The organism is Agromyces kandeliae (genome assembly GCF_009674665.1).
In the GTDB taxonomy this organism is placed as follows: domain Bacteria; phylum Actinomycetota; class Actinomycetes; order Actinomycetales; family Microbacteriaceae; genus Agromyces; species Agromyces kandeliae.
The window spans coordinates 1-26,318 of sequence record NZ_WKJD01000002.1 but is presented as its reverse complement, the minus strand read 5'-3'; the positions used below and the strand labels follow the sequence as shown (position 1 = coordinate 26,318).

Below are 26,318 nucleotides of genomic sequence, written 5' to 3'. Positions count from 1 at the left end.
TGCGCCCGACCGACTCCGGTCGTTGCGCGCGTGCCGGCTGCCTCGCGCCGCAATCACGAGAACGCAGGATGACATGCGCCATCCACCCCGCACGGCGCCCATGCCGCGGCTCATCCTGCGAACTCGACGGGGCCGCGGAGACAGCGGACGCGGACGCCCGCTGACGCCGACGTACGCTGGCGGAGGACCGAGAGGACTCCCATGACCGAGCACCGACACGAGCAGGACCACGGCCACGATCACGGCAATGCCGGCGACGGCGCCGAGATCTTCGAGCCGCCCGCATGGGACGAGGCCTACTCGGGCGACGAGGCCCGGTGGAGCGGCAACCCGAACGCGCAGCTCGTCGCCGAGGCATCCGCCCTCGAGCCCGGCACGGCCCTCGATGTCGGATGCGGCGAGGGCGGCGACGTGATCTGGCTCGCGCAGCGCGGATGGCGCGTGACCGGCGCCGACTTCTCGACGAACGGCCTCGCGCGCGCCGCGGATCACGCCGAAGCGGCGGGCGTCGCCGACCGCACCGACTGGTGGCAGGTGGATGCCCGCACCTTCGACGCCGGCGGCCGGTCGTTCGACCTCGTGACGACCCACTTCCTGCACCCGCCGGACCACGGCATGGTCGACGTCGTGCGCCGCCTGGCCGGCGCGGTCGCGCCCGGCGGGCTCCTGCTCGTCGTCGGGCACGCGCCGTCGGAGGCGTTCGCGAACGCGTCGCCGAGCCGCCGCGACGCCATGTTCCTCGCCGAGGAGTTGCTGCCCGGCCTGCCGTCGGGCTTCGAGGTGCTCGTCGTCGAGCAGCGCCCGCGCACGATGGTCCGCGACGGTGAGGCGAAGGCCATGGACGACTCGACGCTGCTCGCGCGCCGCGCACGCTGATCGGAGCCGGTGCCGATCGCCGTCAGGCGTGCTCGTCGGGTTCGGTGGTCGGCGGCTGGACGCTCCACGACGGCGGTTCGTCGGCGCCCGACTCCTCGTCCCGGTCGGCGTCGTCGCGGGTGGCCTGCACGATGCCCGGAGCGTGGTGCACGGGCGCGTAGACCGCGTAGAGCCGCATCGGCTCGTCGCCCGTGTTCACGACGTCGTGCCACGTGCCCGCCGGCACCTGGATGCTCCAGCCGTCGGAGACCTCGCGCTCGTAGGTGAGCTCGTCCTCCGACGGCCCCATCCGCACGACCCCGCGCCCGGCATCCAGCCGCAGGAACTGGTCGGTCTCCGGGTGGGCCTCGAGGCCGATCGACTCCCCCACCGGGATCGACATGAGCGTGACCTGCAGGTACTTCCCACTCCACGCGACGACCCGGTAGTCGGTGTTCTCGACGGTCGCGGACTCGATGTCGAACGCGTTCGGCTGCGGCCCGTTGTCGGTGATCTCCATCGGTCGTCCCCCTCGTCGACACGGCGCGCCGGCCGGCGCGCCCTCCCCCGTTCAGGCTAGCCGCGGGGGTTCCGCGGTTCCACCACCGGGGGGAGATGGTCGACGAAGGCCCGGCACCAGATCACCGGTGCCGGGCTTTCGTTGCTCGTTGGACGGAATGCGGCGGCCAAGGCGGATGCCGGACGCCGAATCGCGTCCAAACCTGGGAAGCTGGGGCCGGGGCTTAATTCATCACGTGATGATATATTGACGGCACAAGAGAACGGAGGATCCCGTGACGATCCCCAGCAGCACTTCGGTCCTCATCGTCGGCGCCGGCCCGGTCGGCCTGACGCTCGCGCTCCTGCTCGATCGGGCGGGCGTGGAGGTCACGGTCGTCGATCGCGATTCGGCACCCGTCGAGCAGTCCCGCGCCATCTGGGTGCACTCGCGGACGCTCGAGATCTGGGACACGATCGGGATGGCCCCACTCGCGCAGGCCGAGGGCCGCGAGGTGACCGCCATCCAGATGCGGACGAGCGGCCGAGCCCGAGCGACGCTGCCCTACGACGGGACCGGGATCAGCGCGTTCCCGCACGGCCTGATGCTCGAGCAGTCCCGCACGCAGGCCCTCCTGCTCTCGCTCATCGCGCAGACGCGCATCCGCTTCGCATGGCGAACGCGGCTCACCGACCTGACCCGCGACGATGCGGGCTGCCGGGCGACCATCGTCACCGAGGACGGCGCGACGCGCACCGTGGACGCGCAGTACGTCATCGGGGCCGACGGCGGATCGTCGACCGTGCGCTCGCTGATCGGGGTCCGGCTGGAGGGCGGCACGTACGACAGCTCGTTCTTCCTCGTGGACGCGATCGCGACGACCGACCTCGACACGAGCATGTCGTACCTGAACTTCCACGAGCGCAGCACGGTCGCGGTGCTGCCGCTGCCCGGCGATCGTCACTTCCGCCTGATCGGCAACCTGCTCGAGCAGTCCGGCGAGCCGGCGGAGGCCGGCTACGGACGCGCCATCACCGCCGAAGAGGCGCGACGGCTCATCGCCGCGAACGCCCTTCCCGTCACGATCGAGTCGATCGGATGGAGCTCGACGTACCGGAGCCACCACCGCGTGGCGGAAACGTTCCGCTCCGGTCGCGTGCTCCTCGTCGGCGACGCGGGCCACCTGCACAGCCCGGCGGGCGGGCTCGGGATGAACACCGGCATCGCGGATGCCGCGAACCTCGCCTGGAAGCTCGCGGACGTGCTCGACGGCGCGCCCGAGCGACTGCTCGACACGTACACGGCGGAACGGCGGGCCGTCGCGCTCCAGGTCGTCAACACCAGCGACCGGTTATTCGTGCTGCAGGCCGACGGGCGTCGGCGATTCGCCTTCATGCGGCGCACCGTCCTGCCGCTCATCGTGCGAACGGTGACGCGCACGCGTGCCGGCCGCGGACTCGCCTTCCGGGTGCTGTCGGGCGCCTTCGTGCGCTATCCCGCGCCGACGTCGAGCGAGGGCGGCCGCACGACCGCGTTCCGCGCGGGTGGCCTGCTGCACCGGACCGGCATCGACGCGTTCGATCGTGCCGTGGACGCGCACGCGGGGCGTCACCTGCTCGTGCGCACGGGCCGGGGCGGGCACGGCGGCTCGAACGCACTCGAGGCGCTGGCCGCCGATCGGGGGTGGGATATCGTCGACCTCGATGCCGCCGACGCGCGACCCTTCGCCGGGCGGAACGCCGAGGGCCTGGTCGCGTGGGTGCGACCCGATCGACACGTCGGATGGCTCGGCAGAGACATCCGGGCACTCGACGGGGAACTGCAGAACTGGCTCGGGGCGGTGCGCCAGCCGACGAGGTGAGACGACGAGATGGATGACACGACTCCGGCGCGGAAGCGAGGCCGACGCGCCGGCGACGCGCAGCAGACACGGCGCGCCATCCTCGATGCGGCGCGGGCGGAGTTCGCGGCCTCCGGTTTCACTGCGACGAGCGTGCGGGCCGTGGCGCGGCGCGCCGAGGTCGACCCGGCGCTGATCGCGCACCACTTCGGATCGAAGCAGGCGCTCTTCCTCGCCGCGCACGAGATCCCCGACGACCCGCTCTTCCTCGTCGGCGACGCCCTCGCCGCCGCCCCGGAGGACCGCGGCGAGGTCCTCGCCCGCACGTTCCTGCGCCGCTTCATCGGCGATCCCCGGGGCATCGGCATCTCGCTGATCCGCTCGGCGTCCGCCGACGAGTCGGCCGCGCGACTGCTCCGCGACACGATCGGTCGCGCACTCTTGACGCACGCGGCGGGGCTCGCCGGCGATGACGACGACGCTCCCGTCCGCGTCGCCCTCGCGAGCGCGCTCATGGTCGGCGTCGCCTTCCACACCCGCATCCTGCGGGTCGACGCGCTCGAACCGCTCGACATGGACGAGCTCGCCGCCCGCCTCGGCCCCGCCCTGCAGGCGGTGCTCGTGGGCGCGCGCGGCGCGTCGTCCTGAGACGAGAGCCCCGAACCATCCGCCGACGCCCGACCTCGAGACGAAGCCGGGCGCCGGTCGTCAGTCTGCGCCGCCGGGCCTCCGCACCAGCTCGAGCCCGGCGCCGGCGAACTGCCGGACGCTGGCATCGGGCAGGAACGCGCGGGTCAGGGCGGCTCCAATACGCGTGAGGTCGGCCTCGTCGCGGTAGAGCAGGTAGAGCTGCTCGAAGCGCGGGTTGAACTTGCCCTTGAACCGATGGAGGGACTGGAAGCCGTACACCGGCTCGAGCACCCTCGACAGCAGCTCGGAGAGCTCGGCGATCCTCCCGGCGTCCGGCGGGTAGTCGTGGGTCAGGGGCGCACCCGACAGCGACATGATCTCCGCCCCCTCCTCGGCGAAGCGTTGCGCCGACGAGCCGATGAGGAACTCCATCACGGGCCCGAATCCGTTCTCGCGGCGGCGCATGAGGTCCAGCGTCCATCCGCGGATGCCGGCGTCGCCGTAGACCGGCAGCCACGACAGGAACCCGTCGACATCCCCCTTCGGCGAGATCGCGAGCGCGAGCCGCACCTCGGGGTCGGCGGCCTCGTCGAGCGTGCCGAGGGTGAAGCCCATCTCGGGAAGGTCCTTGTCGCCGACCCACTGCTCGCTGATGGCCCGCAGCTGGGCTCGGATGCCCCAGCTCTCGTCGGCCAGTCGTGTCAGCCGGAACTCCATGCCCTCGCGCTCGGCTCGGTTCAGCGCGCCGCGCACCGCAGCCCACCGCTTGCCCGAGAACGCGAGCCCCTCGAGGTCGACGATGGTGTCGTCGGCGACGACCAGGCTGCGCCATCCGCCGGGAACGGCCGCTCGGGTGGCCTCGCCCGAGCTGAAGAAGCACGGGACGAGCCCCGCGTGCTCGGCCATGTCGATGAACTCGGACACCGACTCGTCGCGGGATGCCTCGGGTCCGATCGGGTCGGCGAGCACGAGCGCGACGCCGGCTCGGCGCTGGTAGGCGACGATGCCGGTCGACGTGCGGGCGTACTGCATGTGCGGCCAGGTGGTCATCCACGACAGCGTGCCGCCGCCGTGCGTGCGGAGTTCCCGCGCGACGTCGTCGCGCGTCGGCGGCGGGGCGATGCCGAGTTCGGGCCGGCGCCTCGCCGCGAACGCCCGGCGGACGGCGATCAGGTAGACGGCCATCAGCAGCCAGAGGATGCCGGTGGCGATCGCGACGCCGGCGTCGCCGCCGATCACGGCGTCGGCCTCGGCATCGCGGAGCACCGTCAGGAGCAGCACCACGAGCGCGAGCGATACCAGCGCGTTGAGCAGACCCCAGATGAGCGTCAGCACCCAGGCCCAGCGTCGACCACGGACCAGGCCGTTCGTGACGATGAGGATGACGGCGACGTCGAGGGCGAGGTCGACGAACGAGCCGCCCGCTGGCTCGGTGCGACCGAACGGGCCGAAGGTGGGCGCGAGCGTCGTGAGCAGCACGATGGCGCCGAGCGCGAGGCTCGCGATGCCGGCGATGATCCGCTGCTCGTGCACGGTCGTCCGCTGGACCTTCAGCGACCGGTCGACGACCAGCACGAGGCCCACGGCGAAGGCGTGCTCGAGGTCGGCGAGGCTCCCCCAGAAGAGCAGCGTGACGACGCTGAACGCGATGAGCACCAGCCACGCCCGCACCCGCCAGGGCTGCACGAACAGCCCGACCGCGGCGGCGATGCACGCCACGGTGCCGCCCGACGGCCCGACATCGAGCACGGTGGCCTCGAGTTGGGCCCACGGCCACGGCAGCAGGGCGGCGAGCCAGAGGAACAGCGCGCTCGCGAGGATCGCGAACAGCTGCCCCACCCAGAAGTACCCCAGCGCGATGCGCCCACCGCGCTTGATCTCGAGGAACGCCATGCCCGCGAAGCTCGCGATCGCGAACAGGTAGACGACGGGGTGGTCGACGAAGAACGTGCCGGTGATCGGGGTCCAGAACTTCCCCTCGGCGAAGGCCGGCAGCCCGTAGGCGACGCTCTCGAACAGCGGATGGTCGACGAACGGCGACCACAGCGCCCCGGTCGCGAGCCCTGCGATGAGGATGACCGCGACGGTCACCAGGGTCGCGGGCGCCTTCGTCACGATCGCGGCGAACCGCCGTGGTGTCTCGGCATCGGTCGCCTGTGTCGTCGCCATCGCTTCCCCCGGGGCGCGCTCGCCTCCCCCGACCCTAGCGGGAGGCTCCCCGCGCGCCGGGTGACGCCGACGGACTCGCGCGACGCGTCCGCGCGCCGGAACGCGGACGGCTGCCGCACTCGGCGTCCGGGTACGACGAAGGCCCGGCACCCGATGGGGTGCCGGGCCTGCGTTGCTCGTTTGGACGAAATGTGGCGGTCAGGGCGGATGCCGGGCGCCCAGTTTCGTCCAATCGGTGAGGTGGGGCGGGGACGTGGGAGTCCTACGCCGCCTGCATCAGGTCGACCGTCGCGTTGGGCACGGATGCGACGACGAACTCGCCGTCGGCGGCATCCACACGCACCGCCTCGCCGTCGCCGAGGGCGCCGGTGATGAAGAGGTCGGCGATGCGGTCGTCGATCTCGCGCTGGATCAGGCGACGCAGCGGGCGAGCACCGTACTCGGGCTCGTAGCCGAGCTCCGCCAGGAGCGCCACCGCGGCATCCGTCACCTCGAAGCCGATCTCGCGCGCGGCCAGCCGCGCCGACGTCGCACCCAGCATCAGGCGCACGATCTCAGCGATCTCCGACGACGACAGCTTCTGGAACAGCACGATCTCGTCGATGCGGTTCAGGAACTCCGGCCGCATGGCCTCGCGCACCTTGCCCATCACGCGCTGGCGCACGTCGTCCATCGACGAGAAGCCGTTGGCCGCAGCATCCGCCGACGCCACGAAGCCGAGCGCACCCGACCGCGACGCGAGGAACTCCGAACCGAGGTTCGAGGTCATGATGACCACCGTGTTGCGGAAGTCGACCGTGCGACCCTGGCCGTCGGTCAGGCGTCCGTCGTCGAGCACCTGCAGCAGCAGGTTGAACACGTCGGGGTGCGCCTTCTCGATCTCGTCGAACAGCACGATCGAGTACGGGTTGCGGCGCACGCGCTCGGTGAGCTGGCCGGCCTCGTCGTAGCCGACGTATCCGGGAGGGGCGCCGACGAGCCGCGACACCGTGTGCCGCTCGCCGAACTCGCTCATGTCGAAGCGGATGATCGCGCCCTCGTCGTCGAACAGCGACGACGCCAGCGCCCGCGCCAGCTCGGTCTTGCCGACGCCGGTCGGTCCGAGGAACAGGAACGAGCCGACCGGCCGCTTCGCGTCGCCCATGCCGGTGCGGTTGCGCCGCACCGAGCGGGCGACGGCGGTGACCGCGTCATCCTGCCCGATGACCCGGGCGTGCAGCTCGCCCTCGAGGTTCGCGAGGCGCTCGCGCTCGCCCTCGGTGACCCGACTGACCGGGATGCCGGTGGCCCGCGAGATCACGGCGGCGATCTGCGCCTCGTCGATCACGGTCGAGGTCGCGGCAGCGCCATCCGCCGAAGATGAAGCGGATGCCACGGCACGGCCCTGCGCGGCGGCCTTCTCGGTCGCCTCATCCAGCCGCTCCTGCACCTTCTCGATCTCGTCGCGGATGCGCGACGCCTCCTCGTAGTGCTCGGCGCGGACGGCCGCGTTCTTGTCGGCCTCCAGGTCGGCGAGGCGCTCGATGAGGGCGGAGACATCCACCTTCACGCCCAGCTTCAGGCGCAGGCGCGCGCCGGCCTGGTCGATGAGGTCGATGGCCTTGTCGGGCAGCACGCGGTCGGTGAGGTACCGCGCGGAGAGCTCGACGGCGGCGCGCAGCGCGTCGTCGGTATAGGTGACGCCGTGGTGCTCCTCGTACGCGGGGCGCAGGCCCTGCATGATGAGCACGGCGTCCTCGATCGAGGGCTCGCCGACCTTCACCGGCTGGAACCGGCGCTCGAGCGCGGGGTCCTTCTCGATGGTGCGGTACTCCTTGAGCGTGGTCGCGCCCACGAGGTGCAGCTCGCCGCGGGCGAGGCGGGGCTTCAGGATGTCACCAGCGCCCATGCCTGCATCTCCAGCGCCGCCGCCGGCGCCGACGACGGAGTGCACCTCGTCGACGAAGACGATCAGCTCGCCCTTGTGCTCGGCGATCTCCTCCATCGTCTTGGTGAGGCGCTCCTCGAAGTCGCCGCGGTAGCGGGTGCCGGCGAGCATGGCGGGCAGGTCGAGGGCGACGACGCGCTTGCCGAGCAGCGCCTCGGGCACGTTCTCCTCGACGATCGCGCGGGCGAGGCCCTCGACGATCGCGGTCTTGCCGACGCCGGCCTCGCCGATCAGCACGGGGTTGTTCTTCGTGCGGCGGCTGAGGATCTCGATGGTCTGCTCGATCTCGTCGGCACGGCCGATCACGGGGTCGAGCTCACCGTTCATGGCGCGCTCGGTGAGGTCGAGGCCGAACTTGTCGAGCATGGGCGTGGCGGATGCCGCGGCATCCGTCTGCTCGCCCATGCCGCCCATGTCGGGGCCGGCGGACGGGTCGGATGCCACGTGCTCCCCCAAGCCGGCCGCGAGCGCCTCGGCGGTGACGCCGCCGCGCGCGAGCACCTGCCCGGCGGGGGCGTCCTGCCCGAGCACGAGCGCGAAGAAGAGGTGCTCGGGGTCGATGTACGTCGACCCGCTCGAGCGTGCGACCTGGTACGCGTGGAACAGCGCGCGGCTGGCCGACGGAGTGATGGTCGCCGCGTTCGCGTCGGCGGTGTCGGATGCCGCGGGCAGCCGCGCCTCGGTCGCCGTGATGATGCGCTCGGGCGACGCGCCGACGCGGGTGATCGCCTGCGCGACGGACTCGTCCTCGACGATGACGCGCAGGATGTGCAGCGCGTCGAGCTCGGTCTGCCCGCGCTCGAGCGCGAAGCGTCCGGCACGCTGCAGGATGCTCTGGGTGCGCGAGGTCAGGAACCGGCTGAGGTCGATCGACCGCGCCTGCCTGGCCTGCTCACCCGCGAGGTAGCGGCTCAGGAACTCGTCGAACGAGCTCGAGCCGGCCTCGTTGAAGTCGTCTGGCACCTAGGTCCTCCTGGGAACTTGAGTTGGGTACGCTCAAGTTCAACGCGGAGGCCGCGACGCTATTCCCGCCGCTTCCTAAGGCCGTGAAGGGAATGCCACTGATCGGTCGGGATGCGCCTCCAGGTACGGCGACAGCGCTACACGTAGTGTCATGTGGCCTCGTCGCTCGGCGTATGCACACGGGCATGTAGCAGGTCCGACATGCGGATGCTTCGTGGCCACCCGTGCCGCCGGTATGCATCATCGAGTACACGAGCGATCGAAGACAGTGGATCCCGATAAGCTACGGCGACCGACAGGAATGGGGGCGTAGTGGCCGAAATCACCTCGAAAGCTCGGGCGTTCATCGTTATCGACAGTCTCGAACAGGATCTCCGGTACTCAATCGATAACTACCTGTTGGATCACCTTAATGAAGAGGAAGTACTGGGGCCGGATCTCCCGGACGCGCAAGAGCGGCGCTCTCGAGATGACGCGGGACCGACGCTTTCGATCACGAATTACCTGTACCTTCGCCAGGCCTACGATGTTTTGCTCAGGCACTCACACTCTCTGCCGCGGGATCTGGGCGATGAGCTCGCCCGCAACGTCGGAGCTCTTGACGCGTTCGTCGGAGTGCGCAACCGCGTCATGCACGGCCGCCCGCTCCGCGTAGATGATCTTGATAACGCAACCGCCTTCGTCAATCGGTTCTCGACGCGGCATTTCGCTTTGACACGCGATGTCCTAGCGCGACTGGACACCGATGCTGATTGGGAGCCCGCCTACACGACCACGCCAGCGCCACACGACCGAGTCCTCCACAATTTGCCTGCTGCCGACTTTGACGAGACCGGTCTCGTAGGTAGAACTAGCGAAGTCAGCCAGTTGGTCGACTTGCTGGTTAAGGGTCGAGACCGGATGATTACTGTCACAGGAGAGGGTGGTATCGGGAAAACCGCACTGGCCCTCGAGGCCTCGTACTCACTTGTCGATGCGCTGGATCCGCCTTTCGAAGCGGTGCTATGGGTATCTCTCAAGCATGAGAGGCTCACCGCCGACGGTGTGCGATCCATCGCCGATGCTGTGCGAGACGTGTCCGGCGCCACGAATCAACTCGGCAGAGCACTTGAGCCGTCGTTTGGTGGCAGTGTCGACGAACTCGCGGACTACCTGAGTGGATTGAGTGCCCTCGTTGTTATCGACAATCTTGAATCAGTGCAGGGGACGGAGGTTCTTCGTCTTTATGACGAACTTCCGGAGAGCGTCACTTTCCTATTCACGAGTCGCGTAGGTATTGGACAGATCGAGCGAAGGATGCCACTCGGAGGCCTTAAGGAGAGCGACGCCGTGCTCCTCTTCCGAAAGTTCTCCAGACGTCGTGGGCAGGCTGGGTTAGCTGGGCTTTCACAGGAAGCCGCTGAACGCACTGTGCGGCGGCTCCGCCATTCGCCACTAGCGATACGTTGGTTCATCCTCAGTGTCGAGAGCGGGAAGGTCCCCACGGACACGCTTCGCAATCAGGATGAACTTCTGAAGTTCTGCGTCGACAACGTTTATGAGGCACTGACGCCGGACTCAAAGCTTGTGCTCGCCGTACTAAGAACGCTCGATCGTCCCATTTCATTCGACGAACTGGCAGTCGTAACCGCCCTCGAAGTTGACACGCTACGCAGGACCGCGCAGGACTTGGCGCAGGGCTCCCTTCTTGTTCGAACGCCAAGTTCCGAGCTCGGTGCGCCAGACCTGCTGGAACTGTCGCCTACCGCGAGAGCGTATCTTCCACGTGTGGATCTCTCGAACGCCGTGCTTCAAGCGGTGATTGACCGGGAAGCGGCGTATCTTCAAGACCGCGAGGAAGCACGACTCGCCCAGGTCCGTCGCGAACTTGACCCCAATGTGGTGCACGCGCGTTCGCCAGAGGACGAACCTACCGCGCACCTCTTGCGGCTCGCCCTTCGACTGAGCACCCGCGAGGATTTCGATGCAGCAACCCTGCACATCTCTCGGGCTCGCAGCTTGAATCCGGAATACTACGAAATCGATCGCGTCGATGCCTTCATCGCGAGTCGACGCGGCAACGTGCCCGGTGCTACAAGTCGATATCGCGCCGCCCTATCCGCTTGCGAGAGTGATGTTGAGCGAGCACGCGTCAGCCATTTCCTAGCGGGCCACCTCGCTCGAAATGGCCACGACATGGACGCAGCGATCCCTCATGCGGAGTTTGCTCATAAGATCCTGGCAAACGCAGATACGGCAATGGCTCTTGGAAACTACTATGTCTGGATTAGGAGATTCGCGGAGGGTCAGGAACTCCTAGAGCAGGCGCTAGACAGCGACAGCAAGAAGCTCCAGCGCATCGTTACTACTGCGCTGGTCGACAGTTGGCGACGCTGGGCCGAGGACGAGCTTCAGGACCGGATGCCAGACGCTGCCGTCGACAAGTGCCTGGCTGGTTTCACTGCGGGGAGGTCTCTCCTGGACGCGGGAAGCCATGACTTCAAGCTAATCGAAGCTGTCGGGCGTTCCGTCACTGATGCAGCAAAGGCGCTTCGATACGTCGCGGAAGCAACGCCGCAACAAATTCGGCGCCTCAAGTCGGCATTGGACTACATTCTCGACAACGTGGGGCGATTCCGAGTTGTCGAGAGCTGGAAGCGTCTGACTGCCGCCGTCGCGTCACTCCCGGACTCGATCCAGAAGCAACTCCTTCCGAACGGCTGGCCCTCACCGGCGATACGACAAGCAGGCAGTGAGCAACTGCCAGTTTCGCCCGGCATCCAATACAGTGGCTCCATCATCACAGTGAAAGAGACGTACGGGTTCATCGCGCATCCGGAGTTCCCCAACAATGTCTTCTTCCATTTCGGGACTCTCCGAAACAATCCCGATCCCGCGCTTCTCATTCCTGGCACACTGGTGTCGTTCACGCACGCGCGAGATCAGGATGGCCGTGATCGCGCTGAGACGGTGCATATCGAGGCGTAGTTGTAATGAGCGCGATTCGGAGTAGATCGCGAGTTGGCCCGGTCGTAGATGCTGCAGCGATAGCGCGGCTGTCTGAGGCATCGGTTGGTGGTTCGGGCGGCCGAGGGTCGCACATGCGAGCGCACCATGATTTCATGATCCCTTCGGGTACCGTGAAGCATGGACTTGGCGGCAGTGGCGATCGATACGCAGCTCATTGGCGCGTTCCTGGGCGCGATGCTGACCCTCGCCGGCGTTGTCACCGTCGAGCTCCTGCGCTCTCGACGTGAGCGAATAGCCCGAGCGGAGGCGCGCGCTCATCGCGAGGAGGATCGGGAGAGAGAGCTCTGGGAGATCTCGCGGCCCGCAGCCGATGCCGTGCGGGAGCGCTTCATCGCGATAGTTCGAAGCGCCTCACCTCCGAATCCCTACGAGCCGCCCGATCCGAATCGGCCGGATTTCGAGGATTGGTTTCCCGAGTCATGGGAGGACGTCGATCCGCTCCTCGAACGCGACATTGCACTGATTCCTTCAGCGCAATTCCGGAGTCATCTGACGGTCGTGCGCGAGTGCATCGGGATGGCCTTCGCTCTGCAGCAGGCGGGGTACGAACGTAGCCAGAGCGAGGCTGTCCGGCGCGCCGGGCGGACCGGTCTCGAAGTGGTGTCGGCTTGGCTCCGAGGCGAGCGTGTACTGGCCGAAGACCTCGCACGTGAGCTCGATGTTCTTCGTCAGCATCGGAAAGAGGTTCACGAGCGGTGGGCCGACGAGGACCGACTTCGCGTTGCGTATGAGCCGGAACAGCTCGTCCAGGCCGAGACTGAACGGCCCTCGCGAGAGCGAGGTCCTAGGGCCACAAGAGAGTCGCACGACCAGTGAGCCAGGCGGACCGAGCCATCGCGCCTGCTGCCGCAGTTCCCCGACCTCTCGCGCCCGGGCTGATCCGTCCCAGGAACAGCAGCCGACGTCAGTTTTCCGAGTCAACGCCCCACCAGCATCGGGGCAAATCCGAGCTCTGCGATGAGGGCACGACACTAACCGACGTCGAACTCGCGTTCCTTCTGTTCGCTGTGCTCGCGCCAGCGGATGCGAAGGCGGGCGCCATCTGAGCCGCCAGCCGCGTACAGGACCGGCAGGCGCCTGCTCTGCCCCTTGTGAATCGTCGTCGGATTCCCAGGGGCAATTAGGCGCATATACCCGTCCTCGAGTATTCCCTCGAATGTGACGTCCTCAGCATCCAGGTCGCCGGTGTTGGTGATCTCGAGCCAGTGGTTGGTCGAATAACGTGGCGCGCCCCTCGAATTAACGCCGGACACCTCACGTTCTTGGTGCGGCTGGACCACAAAATCCACCTCGCCCAATCCTGCGTTCAACTCGGGTGTTGGGTCGATGCTCAGAGACGCGATGTCATGTTCGATCGCTTTCCAGACTTCGTGACCGAGCTGCTCGATGTTATTGAACTCTCCCAGCAGTCCGCGGTCCTGCATGTCTTCCTTGAATGCACGGAGAGCGTCGAGCTGCGCGGTATCGACGTTGTAGGGCAAAGGTGCTGTCGAGAAATAGAGATGGACCTGCCGGCCAAGCTCTAGTGCACGATCGACCTCCTCAACTGTTCCGGAAACCGCATCCGGGGTGGGCGAACCCAACCTGCCGCCGAACAATGCGAAGACGATGTCCGAATCGTCGACACCTTGGGCATTGATTAACTTCTGCGGGTGAGCACCCATGACCGGCACCGCCGACGACTCCCAGCGCCACGGCTGCAGGATCACGCCCTTAGCTCGCGCGTTCGCATCATTCCAACCCAAGATTGCTTTCTCCACAGCGTCGCGCGCCTCGGGGACGTCTGATGGCGAAGCGATCATCACGCGGAGCACTTTGGCGGAGTACGACATGCGTTCAAGCGTAGAACGCAGCAGTGACGGCGAGACGGAATCCACAACCCAGATTCCTCGTCACGGAATCGGTCGCGCGCAGAAGGACTAGCGATGAGATGAGCCAGCGCGAGGTAGCGACTCAGGAACTCGTAGAACGAGTTCGAGCCGGCCTCGTTGAAGCCGTCTGGCACCTAGGGTTCCCCCCGATGGAAATTGAGTTGGGTTCGCTCAAGTTCGAGAGGGACATCAGCGGGTAATCCCACCTGGCGGATGCGTCTCTTCGGACTCCCCAAGGAGCGAGTTTCGCTCCTTCACTCGCCTTCCGCCGAAGATTCGTCGTCGAGGTCTCGAACATGCATCTGCAGGCGCTGAGTTGCGTCACGAATGAGCTGCTGGATGTCGTGGGGCGACAGCTGATTGGCGAACCTTAGGGCAGCGTCCATGCTCGTGAGCGCTTCATCGACGTGTCGATGGCTACCGAGCGGAAGCTCCGTACGGTCGCGCCAACGGTGAACGTGGCTGATCTCGTGTGCCACAGCAGCTGGCATCGAAAGAGCGCTGTTCGGGTCAATTACGCTCCGGCCCGGATAGATGTCCCGGCCAAAATAGACCTTGCCATAATCCGCACCATCTTCGTCCTGCTCAACTACGAAGCGTGTATACCCAGACTCGTCGTACTCGAAAACAACAGTGCCATCGAGTCCCAAGAACGTTGTAGCGACCCTACGCACCTCCCGGTCGTCCAAAGCCTCGGACGACCGTCCCGCGAGCAGGGAAGCTGTCGACCGATCGCTCATGTTCCGCTTCCGACTCGCCGCCTCAGGGCAGTGCCTGCTCTCGCGCGGGTCCCCCCGTTGTTCGATACCAAAATCTTGCCGGACTCACGATCGACGCGCGTGACGCCAAGCTCCTGCCACAACGGGTTCTCCTTGCTCAAGAAGTCCCCACGCCAACCGTCGTGATCGTACTCATTGGTCGGCGCAAGCAGGCTTAGTCGCTCCCCCCACGTCAACCTCGCGCGCTCGGAACCGAGCTTCGCGAGGTCAGTACCGTAGTCCTGCATCAGCGCCGCATAGCCGTGCATCATTACAGCGGCAGACGCGAGACTCTGCTCCCTTTCGAGATGAGACGTTCCAGGGCGAAGCTCCGGACGCACTTCGGCCAGCATCTCCAGGAACTCAGCGGCGGTAGCGGCCAAACCGTCCAATTCGGCCTCTTCCACCTCATTGGAGCCAGCGAATGTGCGCATCACTTCGCGTAGGGTCGATAAGGTTACAAAATGGGGCGCCTTCTTGCTTAGTCGATCCGTGGCACGATTTACCCCTGCCTCGAACGAAGGAGCCTTGTCGAGGACCCGCTTAGCAAGCGTCGACAAGTCGTCCTCTGTCGTCAGGTCGTATGCTTTCGAAAGCGCCGTTGGCTTTGGGCGCTGATTCTTGTCGAAGAAGTAGTTACCTTCATCCTCCCGACTCAAGAAATAGAGTTCCACTTTGAACTCCTTGCTCGGGTCGAACTTCGGGTAAGCGGCGGGCCGATCGCGAAATGCACGAACAGCCTTGAGAATAGCCTGATGCCTGTGGTGAGAATCGGGAAGATAAACCTTGCCCGAATATAGCGTCACTTCTTTCTCATTGTCGTCCCAGTAGGCCTCAAAGTGGCCCGGCCTGAGGTTCCAAACGAGCGAGTTCAGAAAAAGACGCTCACCTCGAAGTAGTTTATCGGTCAGCTCGTCCGCATTGCTAGAATCAAAAACGTAGTACCGATCGTCTGGATAGCCATCCGAAAGTGACAGTTCCCGCGGTAATCCACTCGGTGCAGTCGGCTTAATACCACGTTGAACTGATTGATCAGTCCACAGAATCCGACTCTCGGCAGCATCCGCGATTTGCTCCAACGTGACGGTGGCGGTGGCGAACGCCTCGCGGCCTCGACCCGTCCACTGCACACCAGGCAAGGTAAGTCTGCCTCGATATTGTGCGCCAGTCGGCGTGAATTTTGGCTCGTCAATGAAGCCTGCGATGTCCCTAATCACGAGCTCCACGGTAGTCTGACCGGCGCCATCGGCGACAGCCCGGGACGGTTCACGGTCGCACAATGGCGGGCAGCTCAGTGAGATCGCGGCTTCCAGTTGCCTGGATCAGTCGCTGGGCCTCGCAGATCAGGTTCGCCAAAGCTATGGCTCGCCCATGTCTGCGCCCGGTCTAAGTAGCGTTCAAGGCTCGCCTGATGCTCCTCCCGGTCGACGAGCGTCACTGTTTCGGTGAAGAGCGCCGCCATCTCGTCCTCGTTGCTCAGCCGATCATGAAGCTCGAAGGCAAACATGTAGATGACTGCGTCTACCGGGGCGCCGCGTCCCGTTCTTGGCCCGCCCTCCCCCTCTTGCAGTTCGACCAGCAGCTCATGCGCGCCCTTTCGTCGAGTTCGTAGTCCGAGATGGGCGAACTCGTTCACCGCTCTCAACAGTGCAGCGAGCCTCCCCCATCCTGCTTCCGTCAGCCACCGACTCGTCGAAGCTCGGCCCCACCGTTCCAGCTTCTGCGCTCGGTTGGGCTTGAGACGATGGGTTCGTAGCCGAGCTGTCTGTTCTAAGAGCAACCGGATGCCGCCAAGGGCATAATCAGAATCCTCCAAGCAAAGCCGCGCAGCACCGTCGACCGACTGGGCGGCATGAATGAGGGCATCTCTTTCCGCACCAGTCTGCCTATCACCGAGCTGCCTGGCCATCTTCGAAATTGAGCAGTCCGCGCGACAGATGCGGCGCGACCGCGCGGCATTCTTGCGCGCCGCTCGACCATCCGCCCTCGGCACGCAGTTGCTGCCCGACGAGCCGTTGCTCAACGCGCTCGCAGACCCGTCGGAGTTCCTCCGCATGCGTGCTGTCTTGTTGGAGCAACGCGTGACAAGCTTCTCGACGATCCCGATCCGATGGTTTGAGGGTCGCGATGAGTAGTGCTGTCCGATAGGGCTGGCGTGCGGAATCAAGACTGAACTCGGCCTAATCCCGGTTGTCCGGAACGAACCTGACGCGCTTCGCCCAACGGACGGCCCCGTCATTCGGCTCGGTCTTGCCGGTCAGCACGTCGAGCAGCGTCGACCTGCTCGCCCAGACGGCCGCGCAGGTCGGCCGCACGGGCACTCCCGAACAGGTCGAGACGGCGGTCGAGGTGCTCGACGAGTCGCGCCGCCGTCTCTACTCGATCCTCGCCTAGGAGTGACCGAGCGCCCTCGCACGCATCGGCACCCGGATCGAAGTTGCATACTTGCCACGCGAAGTTCGCCCGCTGCGGCGGCCCCGGGTGTGCCCACGGTCACCTCGAGCGTGTTCTCCTATGCGGGAGGACCTTGTGCGGGTGGCCCTTGCGTTCGTTTACCGACTGCGCGCGAGCGTCCAGGCCGGGCGACGTAAACAGCGCGTGAAACGCTTCGCCGATGAACTCGGCTCCGTCAATGACGTCATCCACGCTGAGATCACTGACCTCGTGCGTTCCTCTGTTCCCGATCCATTTCACGGCGAGAAACAGAGCCGCTGCGCGGTCATGACCGGTTTGCCTCTTCCACTCCTTCAATCGCGCGTCCAAGGTCATGAACCCGCCATTATCACGCTCGGACGGAATGCCGACATGCGTCAAGAAGCGCTCGACTGAGGCCCGAAGTGCGGTTGCGGCCAGTCCTGGATCCAAGAAGAGCACCCGTTCGGCGCGCTCAATCGCGTCATCCACGTCCCCCGGGACATCCTCCGGTAATGCAAGCAACTTAAGGGCTGGGCTGAGGTACTCAACACGGTAGAACGCGCTATATTGCGGGATTTCGTGTCTTGTTGTCTCCCCCACCGAGTACACGCCGAAGGACTTGACAGTCTGCTCGCATTCAGGATTATCGCAACGGCCCGCCGAAATGAACCTGCCAGAAATCCACTCGGGTTCCCAATACTCGTTCGCACGCGCGCGCTTGGAAGCGCTGTCCTCATCAGTTGACGGCTCAGAGAACGCGACATGCCCTTCCCAACAGAACGGGCACATCGGGCGCGGCCATGCCACGCCATCCTCGATCGGCTTCCCGAGTTGACGTAGAGCGCGGTACTGGCTGGAGACCCTCACCGAATCCACACTCCTCGCTGTCGGGCGAGTCTCAATCCTACGCGTCGGTTGTTGTGGCGTTGCTCGCCGAGGCGGCATCCGCTGACACCCTGTTCCCACAGGGCGAACTGCCGCCCCGCGTGGTCGACGTCTCGAGCGTGCCGTGCACGAGCTTCACAGCGTTCCCGCTGCAGATCGACGGCGGCACCCGCCATCTGCTTGCCAGTCTCCACCATCGGCTGGAACGTCGAACGCGTCGGACGCACTCTTGTGTCGCTCGGCGTGCAGGTGCATCCCCCGCCGCGCGGTACTCCTCGACCACGGCCTCGCCGTCAGCGCCGCGGCAGTGCCGTCGACGCCCGCGGGATGAGGGTCGGCAGCGCCATCCGGATCCCACGCTCCCCCTCCTCCGGCGACAGCAGCAGCTGCAGCGCCGTCGACGCGATCTGCTCGAACGGCGTGCGCACCGAGGAGAGCGCCACCGGCAGCCGCGACACCAGGGGGATGTCGTTGTAGCCGACGATCGAGAGGTCGGATCCGATGCGGAGGCCGAGGCCGCTCGCCGCGGTGAGCACGCCCATCGCGAGGTTGTCGTTCGCGGCGAACACCGCCGTCGGGCGGTCGGGGCGGTCGAGCAGGCGCATGCCCGCCTCGATGCCGTCGTCGACGCCGTAGCCGACCGAGAGCATGCGGGCGTCGTCGATCGGGAGCCCGGCCTCGCGGAGGGCGCGCTCCGCGCCGGCACGGCGGTCGCGGGCGCTCGAGGTGAACCAGGGCCCGGTCACCATCCCGATGTCGCGGTGCCCGAGGTCGATCAGGTGGCGGGTCGCGAGGTATCCGCCGGTCTCGTCGTCGCCGAGCGATGAGGGGCTGATGCGGTCGGTGCGGAGCACGAGGACGTGCGGGATGTCGCGGGCGCGCAGTGACGCCGGGAGCTCGTCGTCGAGGCGGGCGGTCGCGAGGATCACGCCGTCGACGTTGCGGTCCAGGAGGGTCTCGGTGGCGCGGCGCTCGTGGTCGGGTTCGTCGCCGCAGGTCGCCACCACGGCGAAGTAGCCGCGTCGGCCGGCGGCCTCCTCGATCGCCTGGAACATGAGCGCCATCACGGTGTCGGTCAGGCGCGGCACGAGCACGCCGATCGTGCCCGTGGCACCGCGCCGGAGGTTCGCGGCGAACATGTTGCGGCGGTATCCGAGCTCCTCCGCGACGCGGCGCACGCGCTGCGCCGTCTCGCTGCGGGAGGCCGGCGTGCGGTCGTCGAGGATGCGGCTGACCGTCGAGATGCTCACGCCGGATGCCTGCGCGACATCCTTCAGCGTGACCGCCACGGGCGCGGTATCAACGGGTGGCCGGATCCGCCGCGAGGTCGAGTTCGCGCCGGATCTCCGAAGCGCACGCCTCGACGTATTCCAGCGGCACCGATCGAAACGGATGCTCCCAAGTGAACGGGTACAGCGCCACGACCAACCGGTCGCCATGCGTCTCAACCCCGAGCTCGAGAGTCGGACGGGTGCCGAACAGCACGTGTCGGACTCCCGTCGTCACCGACTGCACTGAGCTCGCCGGGATGACGAACGGCTCACCCAGGCCGGCGCGCGTGAAGAGCGCGAGCCCCGAGGCATCCGCCGAGAGCGTGGCGAGCGCACGTGGGGACAGATGACGCGGCCGACCCGTCAGCACCTTCGACAGAAGCGCGACCTGCTGCACCGCCGTCGTGTCGAAACCAACCGGCAGATGGAAGGCGCGACGTGATCGCCCGAGCGCCGCATCGACGCGCGCACCGTTCTGGATCGCCATCACGAGCCATATCCAGGCGAAAGCGGCGATCATGAACACGGTCACGCCGAACACGACGCCGAGGTGGCCGACGAGGTCGAGTTCCGAATCGTCGACTGCGGCGATGGACTGGTCGAGCATCCAGATGGTCAGTGCGGTCGCGCCGAGCGCAACCACCCAGCACACCAGCCAGACCCACGACGGATGCCGCGCCGCCGCGCGCGCACGGACGTCGCCGCCCTTGGCGGCAGCATCCGTCGTCATCGTGCCGCACCGCCGGCCTTCAGCGTGATCCCGCGGTGCGGCAACGGCGCGTGAGCAGACGAGTGGAATGTCGCGAGGGAACCCCGGTCCCGGAGGCCGACCCCGGATGTGGCCGAGCGGGCGACGACGATCATCGCGTAAACCTATCGCGGGCATGGGCAGCACGCGACGTCCGTCCACCAGGGTGATCAGCCGCGACCGCCCGGCCCCGCGCCTCGACTCCGTGCTGACCCTGTTGCCGAGCCCCACCCCCAGCCGCGAAGATGAGCCCGTCTCGAATTCTTCGCGGAAGGCGTTCCGATGATCGAGTACCGCTGGCTCCGGGCCATCCACGGGTCGTTCCTCGACGCACTCGAACAGGCCGCGTTCCTCGAACCCGAGCTCGAAGCGCGTCGGCGGGCCGCGGTCGACGCGGTGCGCGATGCGCCGGCCGTCGGGCTGCTCGGGGCGTTCATCCATCACGTCGTCGCCCGATCGGACGACGGCAGCGGCGAACTCGACCTGCTGGAGCGGGCATCGGCGACGTGGAGCCGCGGACGCGAACTCGCAGAACGCCTCGGATCCATCCGGGCCGCGCTGGAATCCGCGCTCGAGAACCCCGCCGCTCCGAACGCGACCGGTGCGTTCGACACGGCGACGGTGCAGCTCCAAGAACTCGCCAACGAGGCCATCGCCCTGCGGGCGGATGTCGACGCCATCCGCGCCGAGGCGACGACCATGCAGCACCTGCCGCCGCATCCGCGTCAGGACGACCTCGAGGTCTCCCGATGGGGCTGGGGCGATCGGGTCATCGCACGCCGCGGCGACGCGTTCGTTCGTGCGGTGTACCGGAACGCCGCGCAGTCGACGCCCAGATGCCTCGCGGCCGCGGTTGGCGTCACGAGCGCATACGCGGCGCACGCCACCGGATCGGCATTCCTGAATCACGTCGTCGGCGGGCCCCGGCGACTGCACCACTTCCGCGACCGTCTCGGTTCGTACTCGATCGGCAGCTGGGTGTCGTCGAACCTGTCGACGACGGCCGACACTCCGAGCCGCTTCGCAGACCTGCTCGACACCGTCGCCCCGAACGGGGAGCTCGATCCCGACCTCGACGCACTCCTCACCGCATCCCTGCGAGAGGCGTACGACCTGCCTGCCGACGTGGACGCGCCGTCGATGCGCACGGGCGTCGAGCGCGTCATCCGCCATCTTCGGCTGCTCGACTCGTTCACGATGCCGGCGGTGCCCGCCCCGCCGTCCGGAGGATGGATGCAGCTCGCCTGGAGCGATCCCGGAAACCCGCCGGCGCACCTCGTGCCGCAGGACCTGGACGTCGTCGGCACCGACAACGGCCCCGCCGTCCAGGTCGGCCCGGGCGAGCCCGGACCCGGCACACCCGGCAAGTCCGACGTGAAATCCGCCAGCGAGGTCTGCGGCGTGATCGCCCTGATCCTCCTCGTGGCCGACGTGGTGCAGGCGTTCATCCGGTGCGTCGTCCAGTGGGCGGATGGCGAGACGTGCACGTTCTGGGAGAACATGTTCCTCAGCAAGCTGTTCGAGCAGGACCCGCCCGACCCACGCGAGCAGCGCGAGGTCTGGGATCCGCAATCGACCGAGCAGGGCCTGACCGCCGTCGGAACCTCGCCGCAGGCACTGCAGCTCGTGATGCTGCTGTTCGACCTGCACACCCAGACGTTCGATACCCTGGCGCGTGCCCGAACCTTCCTCGTGATCACCGGCCTCATCGCCCCCGAGTCGACCGAGTCGCTGCCGCTCTACGAACAGTTCGTCAGGATCACCGTGGAACCGTTCGGGCCGCATCTCGAGGAGCCGGACCCCGAGTCGACCTACCATCGCTACCCGACCACGGAGGCCGAGGAACCCACCGCGACGCCATCGCCGTACCCGCACGGCGCCCTGCCCCGCGCCGTCTCCGACGGAAGCGCCGCCCTGGACGCCGGCACGATCGCGCTGTCGCTCTGGAGCGACATCGCGCACGGCGCCGACGGCGATGTCAACCTGGACCTCGACGCCGACCGTGGCCACGGTCACCCGGCGTGGGAGGCGGCCGGATCGGTGCACGACGCCCCCGTACCGGTCCGGATACTCGACTACACCGATCAGTGAGGCGAACGGATGTCTCAGCACGACGAACACGATCACGATCACGATCACGATCACGATCACGATCAGGCCAGGCCCGACCTGCGCCCGTTCTTCTGCCTTCCCTACTGGACCTCCGCGCTGCAACCAGGGGGGAAGTGGGATACGGGCGAGCAGCGGCCCTTGCCGTCCCAGGTGGTGTCGTGGTTGAGTCCCGCCATCGTCGCGGGCCCGTACCAGCCGGGTGAGACGCTCGAGGTGGCGGTGCAGGTCCGCAACTCCGGCGACGGCAACTCCGCCTCCATCGCGACCGTCGTCGTGTACTGGGCCGACCCGACCGTGGGCTTCGCCCAGCCGGAGTTCTTCGGTGCGACGACCGTCGCCGTCCCGCCCGCCAGGACGTCGCCGCTCACGGTGACGACGCCGACGATGCGTCGGACGATCCCGGCGTCGGCGCCGGACCACATCTGCCTCCTCGCCGCCGTGCACCATCCGCAGGATCGGGCGGGAACGGTCTGCGATCCGGTCGGCGACCGCCACTGGGCGCAACGCAACCTGACGGCGGTGACCGCGCAACCGGGTGCGCCGGCGATGATCCCGTTCGACCTGGCGAACCCCACGGCGGATGACGGCGAGTTCGTGCTGCTCGTCAGGAGAACCGAGCTCTCGGCCGTCATGCCGGTCGTTGCCGAACTCGGCGCAGAGCTGTCGGAGATTCCGCCCATCGTGACGCTGCACGGGCCCGACGGTCGTGCGCTCACGGATCCCATGCGCGAGTTGAGCCATGGCCTGTCGCTCGCGGCGCACGAGCGCGTGAGGGTCGAGTTGGCGATCGAACCCGAGGGCGAGCTCTCTCCCGACGCGGCGATCGTCGCTGAGGCTGTCCTGTTGCGTCACGATGAGCAGCCGGTCGGCTCGCTCGGATTCGTACTGCGCGGAGCGTGAGGCGCCCGCACTCGGTCGAACGGGAGGCGTTCGACGGGTGTCCTGACCGGTCAGGCGCTCGATGACGTCGTCCGACAGACGTTCCGCGATGAGCCCGAGCAACGCGCGCGACAGGTACCGGGCAGCTCAGCGCGAGTTCGCCCTCGCGCTCGTGCGGCCAGGGGCTCGGCTCATCGCAGCATCCGTCATCGGCTCGGCCGCAGCGCGGCCTCTAGGCGCCCGGGCTGAGATCCGGCCGAGGCGGAGCCGGCGGCGGCTCCGGGAGCCCGGCCGCGAGGATGTCCTCGATCATGAGGTACGCGGCATCCTTCGGCAGTTCACCCGGGTAGTAGCGCTCGTACAGCGCCTCTGCCTCGTCGACCGAGCGGATGCCGGTGAGCGCGAGCAGCACGGCGATGTCGGCGTCGTCGCGGGTCGGCCTGCTGGCGCGGATCTTCATCGCCAGCAGCGCCTCGGGCGAGATCACCCAGACCGACACGTCATCGTCGTCGTAGAGCGGCTCCCAGCCGACGTCGATCGCGATCGGGATGAAGGTGGCCGCCTTGGCGTTCAACCAGTCGTCGTCCCATCCGCGTCGTCGCGCGATCTCCGCCGCGATCTCGAGGGCCGGACCCGTCGGATGGAGCTTGGCGTCGATGTCGGGCGTGACGCGGCGCTCGCCGTAGTAGCGGAGCAGCATGGCCGCGCCGCCGATGATGCTCACGCCGCCGCGCTCGCCCCTGGCGTGCAGCTCGCGCACGAGCTCGCGGAGCCCGTCGATCATGTCGTCGCGCGTGAGGTCGGTCATGCGCTCTGCAGGGTCGACTCGTCGACGAGGATCCGGCGGCGGCGGAACGCCGGAGGCACGTCACGGATGGCGCGCGTCGAGGTCCAGCGGTTCACGGTGAGCGGCGTCTCCTCCGGGAGCGTGCGCGCGGGGTCGTCGATCCATGCCGGCTGCGGCAGCGCGTCGCGATCGAGCCAGTACTCGGTGACGGCGGCGAGCGCGGCATCCCAGACCGGCGAACCTGTCGGCGGCGGTTCGGTCGCGGCCAGGACGACGCGATCGACGCCTTCGGTCGCGGCGAGGTTGTCGCTGTAGCGCAGGAAGGCGCGGAGAGCGGCCTCGGGGTCACCGTCGGCGAGCCAGTCGGCGATGGCGTCACCCGCCTCGATCGAGCCGCTGCGAGAGGTGGGATAGACGCCGACCCGGCGGCCCGTTGCTCGCAGCAGGTGGTCGAGCTTCTCGATCGACGGGTTGCGCAGGCCCGACTCGATGAGCGAGACCGTCGACTTGTCGATGCCCGAACGGCGCACCAGCTCGGCCTGCGACAGACCCGCGGTCTTGCGCGCAGCGCGGAGGAGGGTGGCGGCGGGAGCCATTCCGGGCCTCCGTTCTGTTTGCGGATACGCAAACATTCTACGCGTTCGTCGTCTCCATGGGAACAGTCGAGAGATTCGGTGCACCATGCCTCGGCCGGGCTCCACGCGGCACGGCTCGTGGAGGAGATCCGTCGGGTCGTTCCGAAGCCGGCGTGGATGGGAGCGGATGCCACCGCTACCCTCGGCCCATGGCCGCCGCGATCACCCTGACCGTCATCCTCGCCCTGCTGGCGGTGTTCCAGCTCGCGCTCGCGCTCGGCGCGCCGCTCGGCCGGTTCGCGTGGGGCGGTGCGCACCGCGTGCTTCCGGCACGGCTGCGCGTCGGCAGCCTGGTGTCGATCGTCATCTACGCCGTCATCGCCGTGCTCGCCCTCGACCGCGTCGACCTGATCGACGTCGTACCCGACGCCGTCGCCGCGGTGGGCATGTGGGTCGTGTTCGGCTACTTCGTGCTCGGCATCGTGACGAATGCCATCTCGCGAAGCAAGCCCGAGCGGGTCACGATGACGCCGGTCGTCGCCGTGCTGGCGGTGCTGAGCCTGCTGGTCGCGCTGAGCTGACACGGCGGATGACGCGGCTGGCCGCGTTCGGGGTGGCGTGACGCGTCGCCCGCGCGAGAGCCGGCGGGCGGCCGGCGTGGGCGTCCGGGGCGGGTGGCGTGCGCGGGCGGCCGGCGCGGGCGGCAGCATCCCTGCTCGTCGACCCGATCCAAGCGCAGGCGTCGTCGATCCAGTGACGTCCATGCTGATCGCGGAGCTCGGCGTGGCCTGCTGACTCCTCCTCCACAGGGCACGTTCGCGACGATTCATCCACAAGGAGAATGGCTGGTCATCGATGATTTCCGGCGCGAATGGATGTCGGTGGGTGGGTGCAGGATCGAAGCATGGAAGAGCCCCCGACCCCCGCGCAGCCGACGCACCCGGCGCACGCGGCGGTGCCCGCGCTGGCTGCGCTCGAGCGCGGTGTGGCAGCGCTGCGGGAGACGTGGGCGGGTGCGATGCCGGCGTGGGGTCCGGCGAGTGGGGCGGTTCAGGTCGATGTGGAACGGATGGGCGATGCCGGGCTGGTGCGGGTCGTCGATGCAATCGCCGAGGCACGTCGTGAAGTCGATGCGGTCTTCGCCAGGGTCGCCGCCGAGGTGGCGAAACGGTCCGGGCCCGAGTTCGGCGTCGACGGTCTCGCGAAGGCACAGGGATTCCACAATCCGGTGCGCCTGATCGCGGCCGCGACGGGAGCGTCGCGGTCGGACGCACACCGGCTGATCGCCGTCGGTGCCGCGACCGCCGAGCGGCAGGCGTTCAGTGGTGAGCGGATGCCGGCGCGGCATCCGCATGTCGCAGCGGCGGTCGAGACGGCGATCATCAGCATCGAGGCGGCGTCCGTGATCACGTCGATGCTCGACCGGTCGGCGGCTCGGGCTGGGGCGAGCCGGATCGACGTGGTCGAGGCGGCACTGGTCGATCTGGCAGCGCGGGTGCCGCTCGAGACGCTGATGCGCGGGGTGCGCGAGGCCGAGGCGCGGCTCGATCCCGACGGCGTCGAACCCCGCGAAGACGAGGTGCGCACGGAGCGCGCACTGACGATGCGTGAAGACAACCGTGGTGTGGTGCACCTGCATGCCCGCCTCGACCCCGAGAGCGCCGCACCGGTGAAGGCGGCCATCGAGGCGCTCGTCAGCGAAGCGCTGCGCCGGCGTGAGCCAGGAGCCCTCGCACCCGTGGTCGATGACCGGCGGTCGATTCCGCAGATCCAAGCCGACGCGCTCGCTGCACTCGCCCGCCATACCCTCGGCTGCAGCCAAACGGCGGCGGCGCTCGCGAAGACCACGGTCGTCGTTCGCGTCGACCTCGACACCCTCATCGACGGGCTCGGGCACGCACGCATCGACGGCATCGAACAGCCCATCTCCCCCGCCACCGCGCGCCGCATGGCGGCCGACGCGGAACTCATCCCAGCCGTGCTCGGCGGCGATAGCCTGCCACTCGACCTCGGCCGGGCCGCCCGACTCTTCACCAAGGCGCAGCGGCTCGCGCTCGGCGAACGCGACGGCGGCTGCGCCTCCTGCGGCCAGAACATCGGCTACGTCGAAGCGCACCACATCGAC

At 67.7% G+C, this 26,318-nt stretch carries 21 protein-coding genes and 1 pseudogene; 10 read left to right on the top strand and 12 right to left on the bottom strand.

Going from position 1 to position 26,318, the window contains the following annotated elements; genetic code table 11:
- The first annotated feature begins 201 nt into the window (after positions 1–201).
- Positions 202–876: a class I SAM-dependent methyltransferase gene (locus tag GJR97_RS00165; RefSeq protein ID WP_154344549.1), complete on the top strand. Its 675-nt coding sequence runs from the start codon at positions 202–204 to the stop codon at positions 874–876.
- 22 nt (positions 877–898) lie between these two features.
- Here the strand turns inward: GJR97_RS00165 and GJR97_RS00160 are convergent, their stop codons facing one another.
- Positions 899–1,375 carry a cupin domain-containing protein gene (locus GJR97_RS00160; RefSeq protein ID WP_154344548.1) on the bottom strand — a complete coding sequence of 159 codons (477 nt, stop codon included), beginning with the start codon at positions 1,373–1,375 and terminating at the stop codon, positions 899–901.
- 274 nt (positions 1,376–1,649) lie between these two features.
- Between GJR97_RS00160 and GJR97_RS00155 the strand changes: the two genes are divergently transcribed.
- Both GJR97_RS00155 and GJR97_RS00150 read left to right on the top strand, forming a co-directional pair.
- Positions 1,650–3,215 carry an FAD-dependent monooxygenase gene (locus GJR97_RS00155; protein ID WP_154344547.1) on the top strand — a complete coding sequence of 522 codons (1,566 nt, stop codon included), beginning with the start codon at positions 1,650–1,652 and terminating at the stop codon, positions 3,213–3,215.
- A gap of 9 nt (positions 3,216–3,224) precedes the next feature.
- The gene (locus GJR97_RS00150) at positions 3,225–3,842 is read left to right on the top strand and encodes a TetR/AcrR family transcriptional regulator (RefSeq protein WP_154344546.1); all 618 of its coding nucleotides are present in this window, start codon (positions 3,225–3,227) and stop codon (positions 3,840–3,842) included.
- Positions 3,843–3,902: 60 nt separating this feature from the next.
- Here the strand turns inward: GJR97_RS00150 and GJR97_RS00145 are convergent, their stop codons facing one another.
- Together GJR97_RS00145 and GJR97_RS00140 are read right to left on the bottom strand one after the other, a co-directional pair.
- Entirely contained in the window at positions 3,903–5,993 is a 2,091-nt protein-coding gene (locus GJR97_RS00145) for a bifunctional lysylphosphatidylglycerol flippase/synthetase MprF (RefSeq protein WP_154344545.1), read from the bottom strand.
- Positions 5,994–6,255: 262 nt separating this feature from the next.
- On the bottom strand, positions 6,256–8,883 hold the full coding sequence (locus GJR97_RS00140) for an ATP-dependent Clp protease ATP-binding subunit (RefSeq protein ID WP_324612921.1): 2,628 nt from the start codon (positions 8,881–8,883) through the stop codon (positions 6,256–6,258).
- A gap of 312 nt (positions 8,884–9,195) precedes the next feature.
- On the opposite strand from GJR97_RS00140, the gene GJR97_RS00135 reads away from it, so the two are divergent.
- Together GJR97_RS00135 and GJR97_RS00130 are read left to right on the top strand one after the other, a co-directional pair.
- Positions 9,196–11,850, top strand: a complete 2,655-nt coding sequence (locus GJR97_RS00135; protein ID WP_154344544.1) for an NB-ARC domain-containing protein — start codon at positions 9,196–9,198, stop codon at positions 11,848–11,850.
- 159 nt (positions 11,851–12,009) lie between these two features.
- Positions 12,010–12,708, top strand: a complete 699-nt coding sequence (locus tag GJR97_RS00130; protein WP_154344543.1) for a hypothetical protein — start codon at positions 12,010–12,012, stop codon at positions 12,706–12,708.
- A gap of 155 nt (positions 12,709–12,863) precedes the next feature.
- On the opposite strand, the gene GJR97_RS00125 is transcribed toward GJR97_RS00130, so the two are convergent.
- From GJR97_RS00125 to GJR97_RS00110, 4 genes are all read right to left on the bottom strand, one after another.
- Positions 12,864–13,724, bottom strand: coding sequence for a DUF4062 domain-containing protein (locus tag GJR97_RS00125; RefSeq protein WP_154344542.1), 861 nt, complete (start codon positions 13,722–13,724; stop codon positions 12,864–12,866).
- Between the two features lie 293 nt (positions 13,725–14,017).
- On the bottom strand, positions 14,018–14,503 hold the full coding sequence (locus GJR97_RS00120; RefSeq protein WP_154344541.1) for a hypothetical protein: 486 nt from the start codon (positions 14,501–14,503) through the stop codon (positions 14,018–14,020).
- Positions 14,500–15,738, bottom strand: coding sequence for a DNA sulfur modification protein DndB (locus tag GJR97_RS00115; protein WP_195760562.1), 1,239 nt, complete (start codon positions 15,736–15,738; stop codon positions 14,500–14,502). Before GJR97_RS00115 ends, GJR97_RS00120 begins: the two co-directional genes overlap by 4 nt.
- Positions 15,739–15,812: 74 nt before the next feature.
- On the bottom strand, positions 15,813–16,157 hold the full coding sequence (locus tag GJR97_RS00110; RefSeq protein ID WP_154344539.1) for a hypothetical protein: 345 nt from the start codon (positions 16,155–16,157) through the stop codon (positions 15,813–15,815).
- A 647-nt stretch (positions 16,158–16,804) separates the two neighbouring features.
- Here GJR97_RS00110 and GJR97_RS00105 point away from each other — a divergent pair.
- Positions 16,805–16,915: pseudogene (locus tag GJR97_RS00105) on the top strand (PadR family transcriptional regulator); the annotation flags it as partial.
- Between the two features lie 99 nt (positions 16,916–17,014).
- On the opposite strand, the gene GJR97_RS00100 reads toward GJR97_RS00105, so the two are convergent.
- The 3 genes from GJR97_RS00100 to GJR97_RS17955 all read right to left on the bottom strand — a co-directional run bounded on the left by GJR97_RS00100 (position 17,015) and on the right by GJR97_RS17955 (position 19,822).
- On the bottom strand, positions 17,015–17,803 hold the full coding sequence (locus GJR97_RS00100; RefSeq protein WP_195760561.1) for a DUF4145 domain-containing protein: 789 nt from the start codon (positions 17,801–17,803) through the stop codon (positions 17,015–17,017).
- Between the two features lie 311 nt (positions 17,804–18,114).
- Complete coding sequence (locus GJR97_RS00090) at positions 18,115–19,110, bottom strand: LacI family DNA-binding transcriptional regulator (RefSeq protein WP_324612920.1); 996 nt, start codon at positions 19,108–19,110, stop codon at positions 18,115–18,117.
- Between the two features lie 10 nt (positions 19,111–19,120).
- Positions 19,121–19,822, bottom strand: coding sequence for a hypothetical protein (locus GJR97_RS17955; RefSeq protein WP_229275868.1), 702 nt, complete (start codon positions 19,820–19,822; stop codon positions 19,121–19,123).
- A 300-nt stretch (positions 19,823–20,122) separates the two neighbouring features.
- Here GJR97_RS17955 and GJR97_RS00085 point away from each other — a divergent pair, with 300 nt between their 5' ends.
- Both GJR97_RS00085 and GJR97_RS00080 read left to right on the top strand, forming a co-directional pair.
- Entirely contained in the window at positions 20,123–21,931 is a 1,809-nt protein-coding gene (locus GJR97_RS00085; RefSeq protein ID WP_154344536.1) for a hypothetical protein, read from the top strand.
- A 159-nt stretch (positions 21,932–22,090) separates the two neighbouring features.
- Positions 22,091–22,852, top strand: coding sequence for a hypothetical protein (locus GJR97_RS00080; protein ID WP_154344535.1), 762 nt, complete (start codon positions 22,091–22,093; stop codon positions 22,850–22,852).
- A gap of 211 nt (positions 22,853–23,063) precedes the next feature.
- Here the strand turns inward: GJR97_RS00080 and GJR97_RS17800 are convergent, their stop codons facing one another.
- Positions 23,064–23,639, bottom strand: a complete 576-nt coding sequence (locus GJR97_RS17800; RefSeq protein WP_195760560.1) for a hypothetical protein — start codon at positions 23,637–23,639, stop codon at positions 23,064–23,066.
- Positions 23,636–24,214, bottom strand: coding sequence for a helix-turn-helix domain-containing protein (locus GJR97_RS17950; protein WP_229275867.1), 579 nt, complete (start codon positions 24,212–24,214; stop codon positions 23,636–23,638). The genes GJR97_RS17800 and GJR97_RS17950 overlap by 4 nt, the downstream gene beginning before the upstream one ends.
- 188 nt (positions 24,215–24,402) lie before the next feature.
- Here GJR97_RS17950 and GJR97_RS00065 point away from each other — a divergent pair, with 188 nt between their 5' ends.
- Positions 24,403–24,774 (top strand): hypothetical protein, encoded by a 372-nt coding sequence (locus GJR97_RS00065; RefSeq protein WP_154344534.1) that lies wholly within the window; start codon positions 24,403–24,405, stop codon positions 24,772–24,774.
- A gap of 323 nt (positions 24,775–25,097) precedes the next feature.
- Positions 25,098–26,318, top strand: a 1,221-nt coding sequence (locus GJR97_RS00060) for a DUF222 domain-containing protein (RefSeq protein WP_195760559.1), incomplete at its 3' end; no start/stop codon positions are given.

Coding starts and splice junctions, on each gene's coding strand:
- GJR97_RS00165 (WP_154344549.1), top strand. CDS start 202: ATGACCGAGCACCGACACGAGCAGGACCACGGCCACGATCACGGCAAT.
- GJR97_RS00160 (WP_154344548.1), bottom strand. CDS start 1,375: ATGGAGATCACCGACAACGGGCCGCAGCCGAACGCGTTCGACATCGAG.
- GJR97_RS00150 (WP_154344546.1), top strand. CDS start 3,225: ATGGATGACACGACTCCGGCGCGGAAGCGAGGCCGACGCGCCGGCGAC.
- GJR97_RS00145 (WP_154344545.1), bottom strand. CDS start 5,993: ATGGCGACGACACAGGCGACCGATGCCGAGACACCACGGCGGTTCGCC.
- GJR97_RS00130 (WP_154344543.1), top strand. CDS start 12,010: ATGGACTTGGCGGCAGTGGCGATCGATACGCAGCTCATTGGCGCGTTC.
- GJR97_RS00125 (WP_154344542.1), bottom strand. CDS start 13,724: ATGTCGTACTCCGCCAAAGTGCTCCGCGTGATGATCGCTTCGCCATCA.
- GJR97_RS00120 (WP_154344541.1), bottom strand. CDS start 14,503: ATGAGCGATCGGTCGACAGCTTCCCTGCTCGCGGGACGGTCGTCCGAG.
- GJR97_RS17955 (WP_229275868.1), bottom strand. CDS start 19,822: ATGACGACGGATGCTGCCGCCAAGGGCGGCGACGTCCGTGCGCGCGCG.
- GJR97_RS00085 (WP_154344536.1), top strand. CDS start 20,123: ATGATCGAGTACCGCTGGCTCCGGGCCATCCACGGGTCGTTCCTCGAC.
- GJR97_RS17800 (WP_195760560.1), bottom strand. CDS start 23,639: ATGACCGACCTCACGCGCGACGACATGATCGACGGGCTCCGCGAGCTC.
- GJR97_RS17950 (WP_229275867.1), bottom strand. CDS start 24,214: ATGGCTCCCGCCGCCACCCTCCTCCGCGCTGCGCGCAAGACCGCGGGT.
- GJR97_RS00065 (WP_154344534.1), top strand. CDS start 24,403: ATGGCCGCCGCGATCACCCTGACCGTCATCCTCGCCCTGCTGGCGGTG.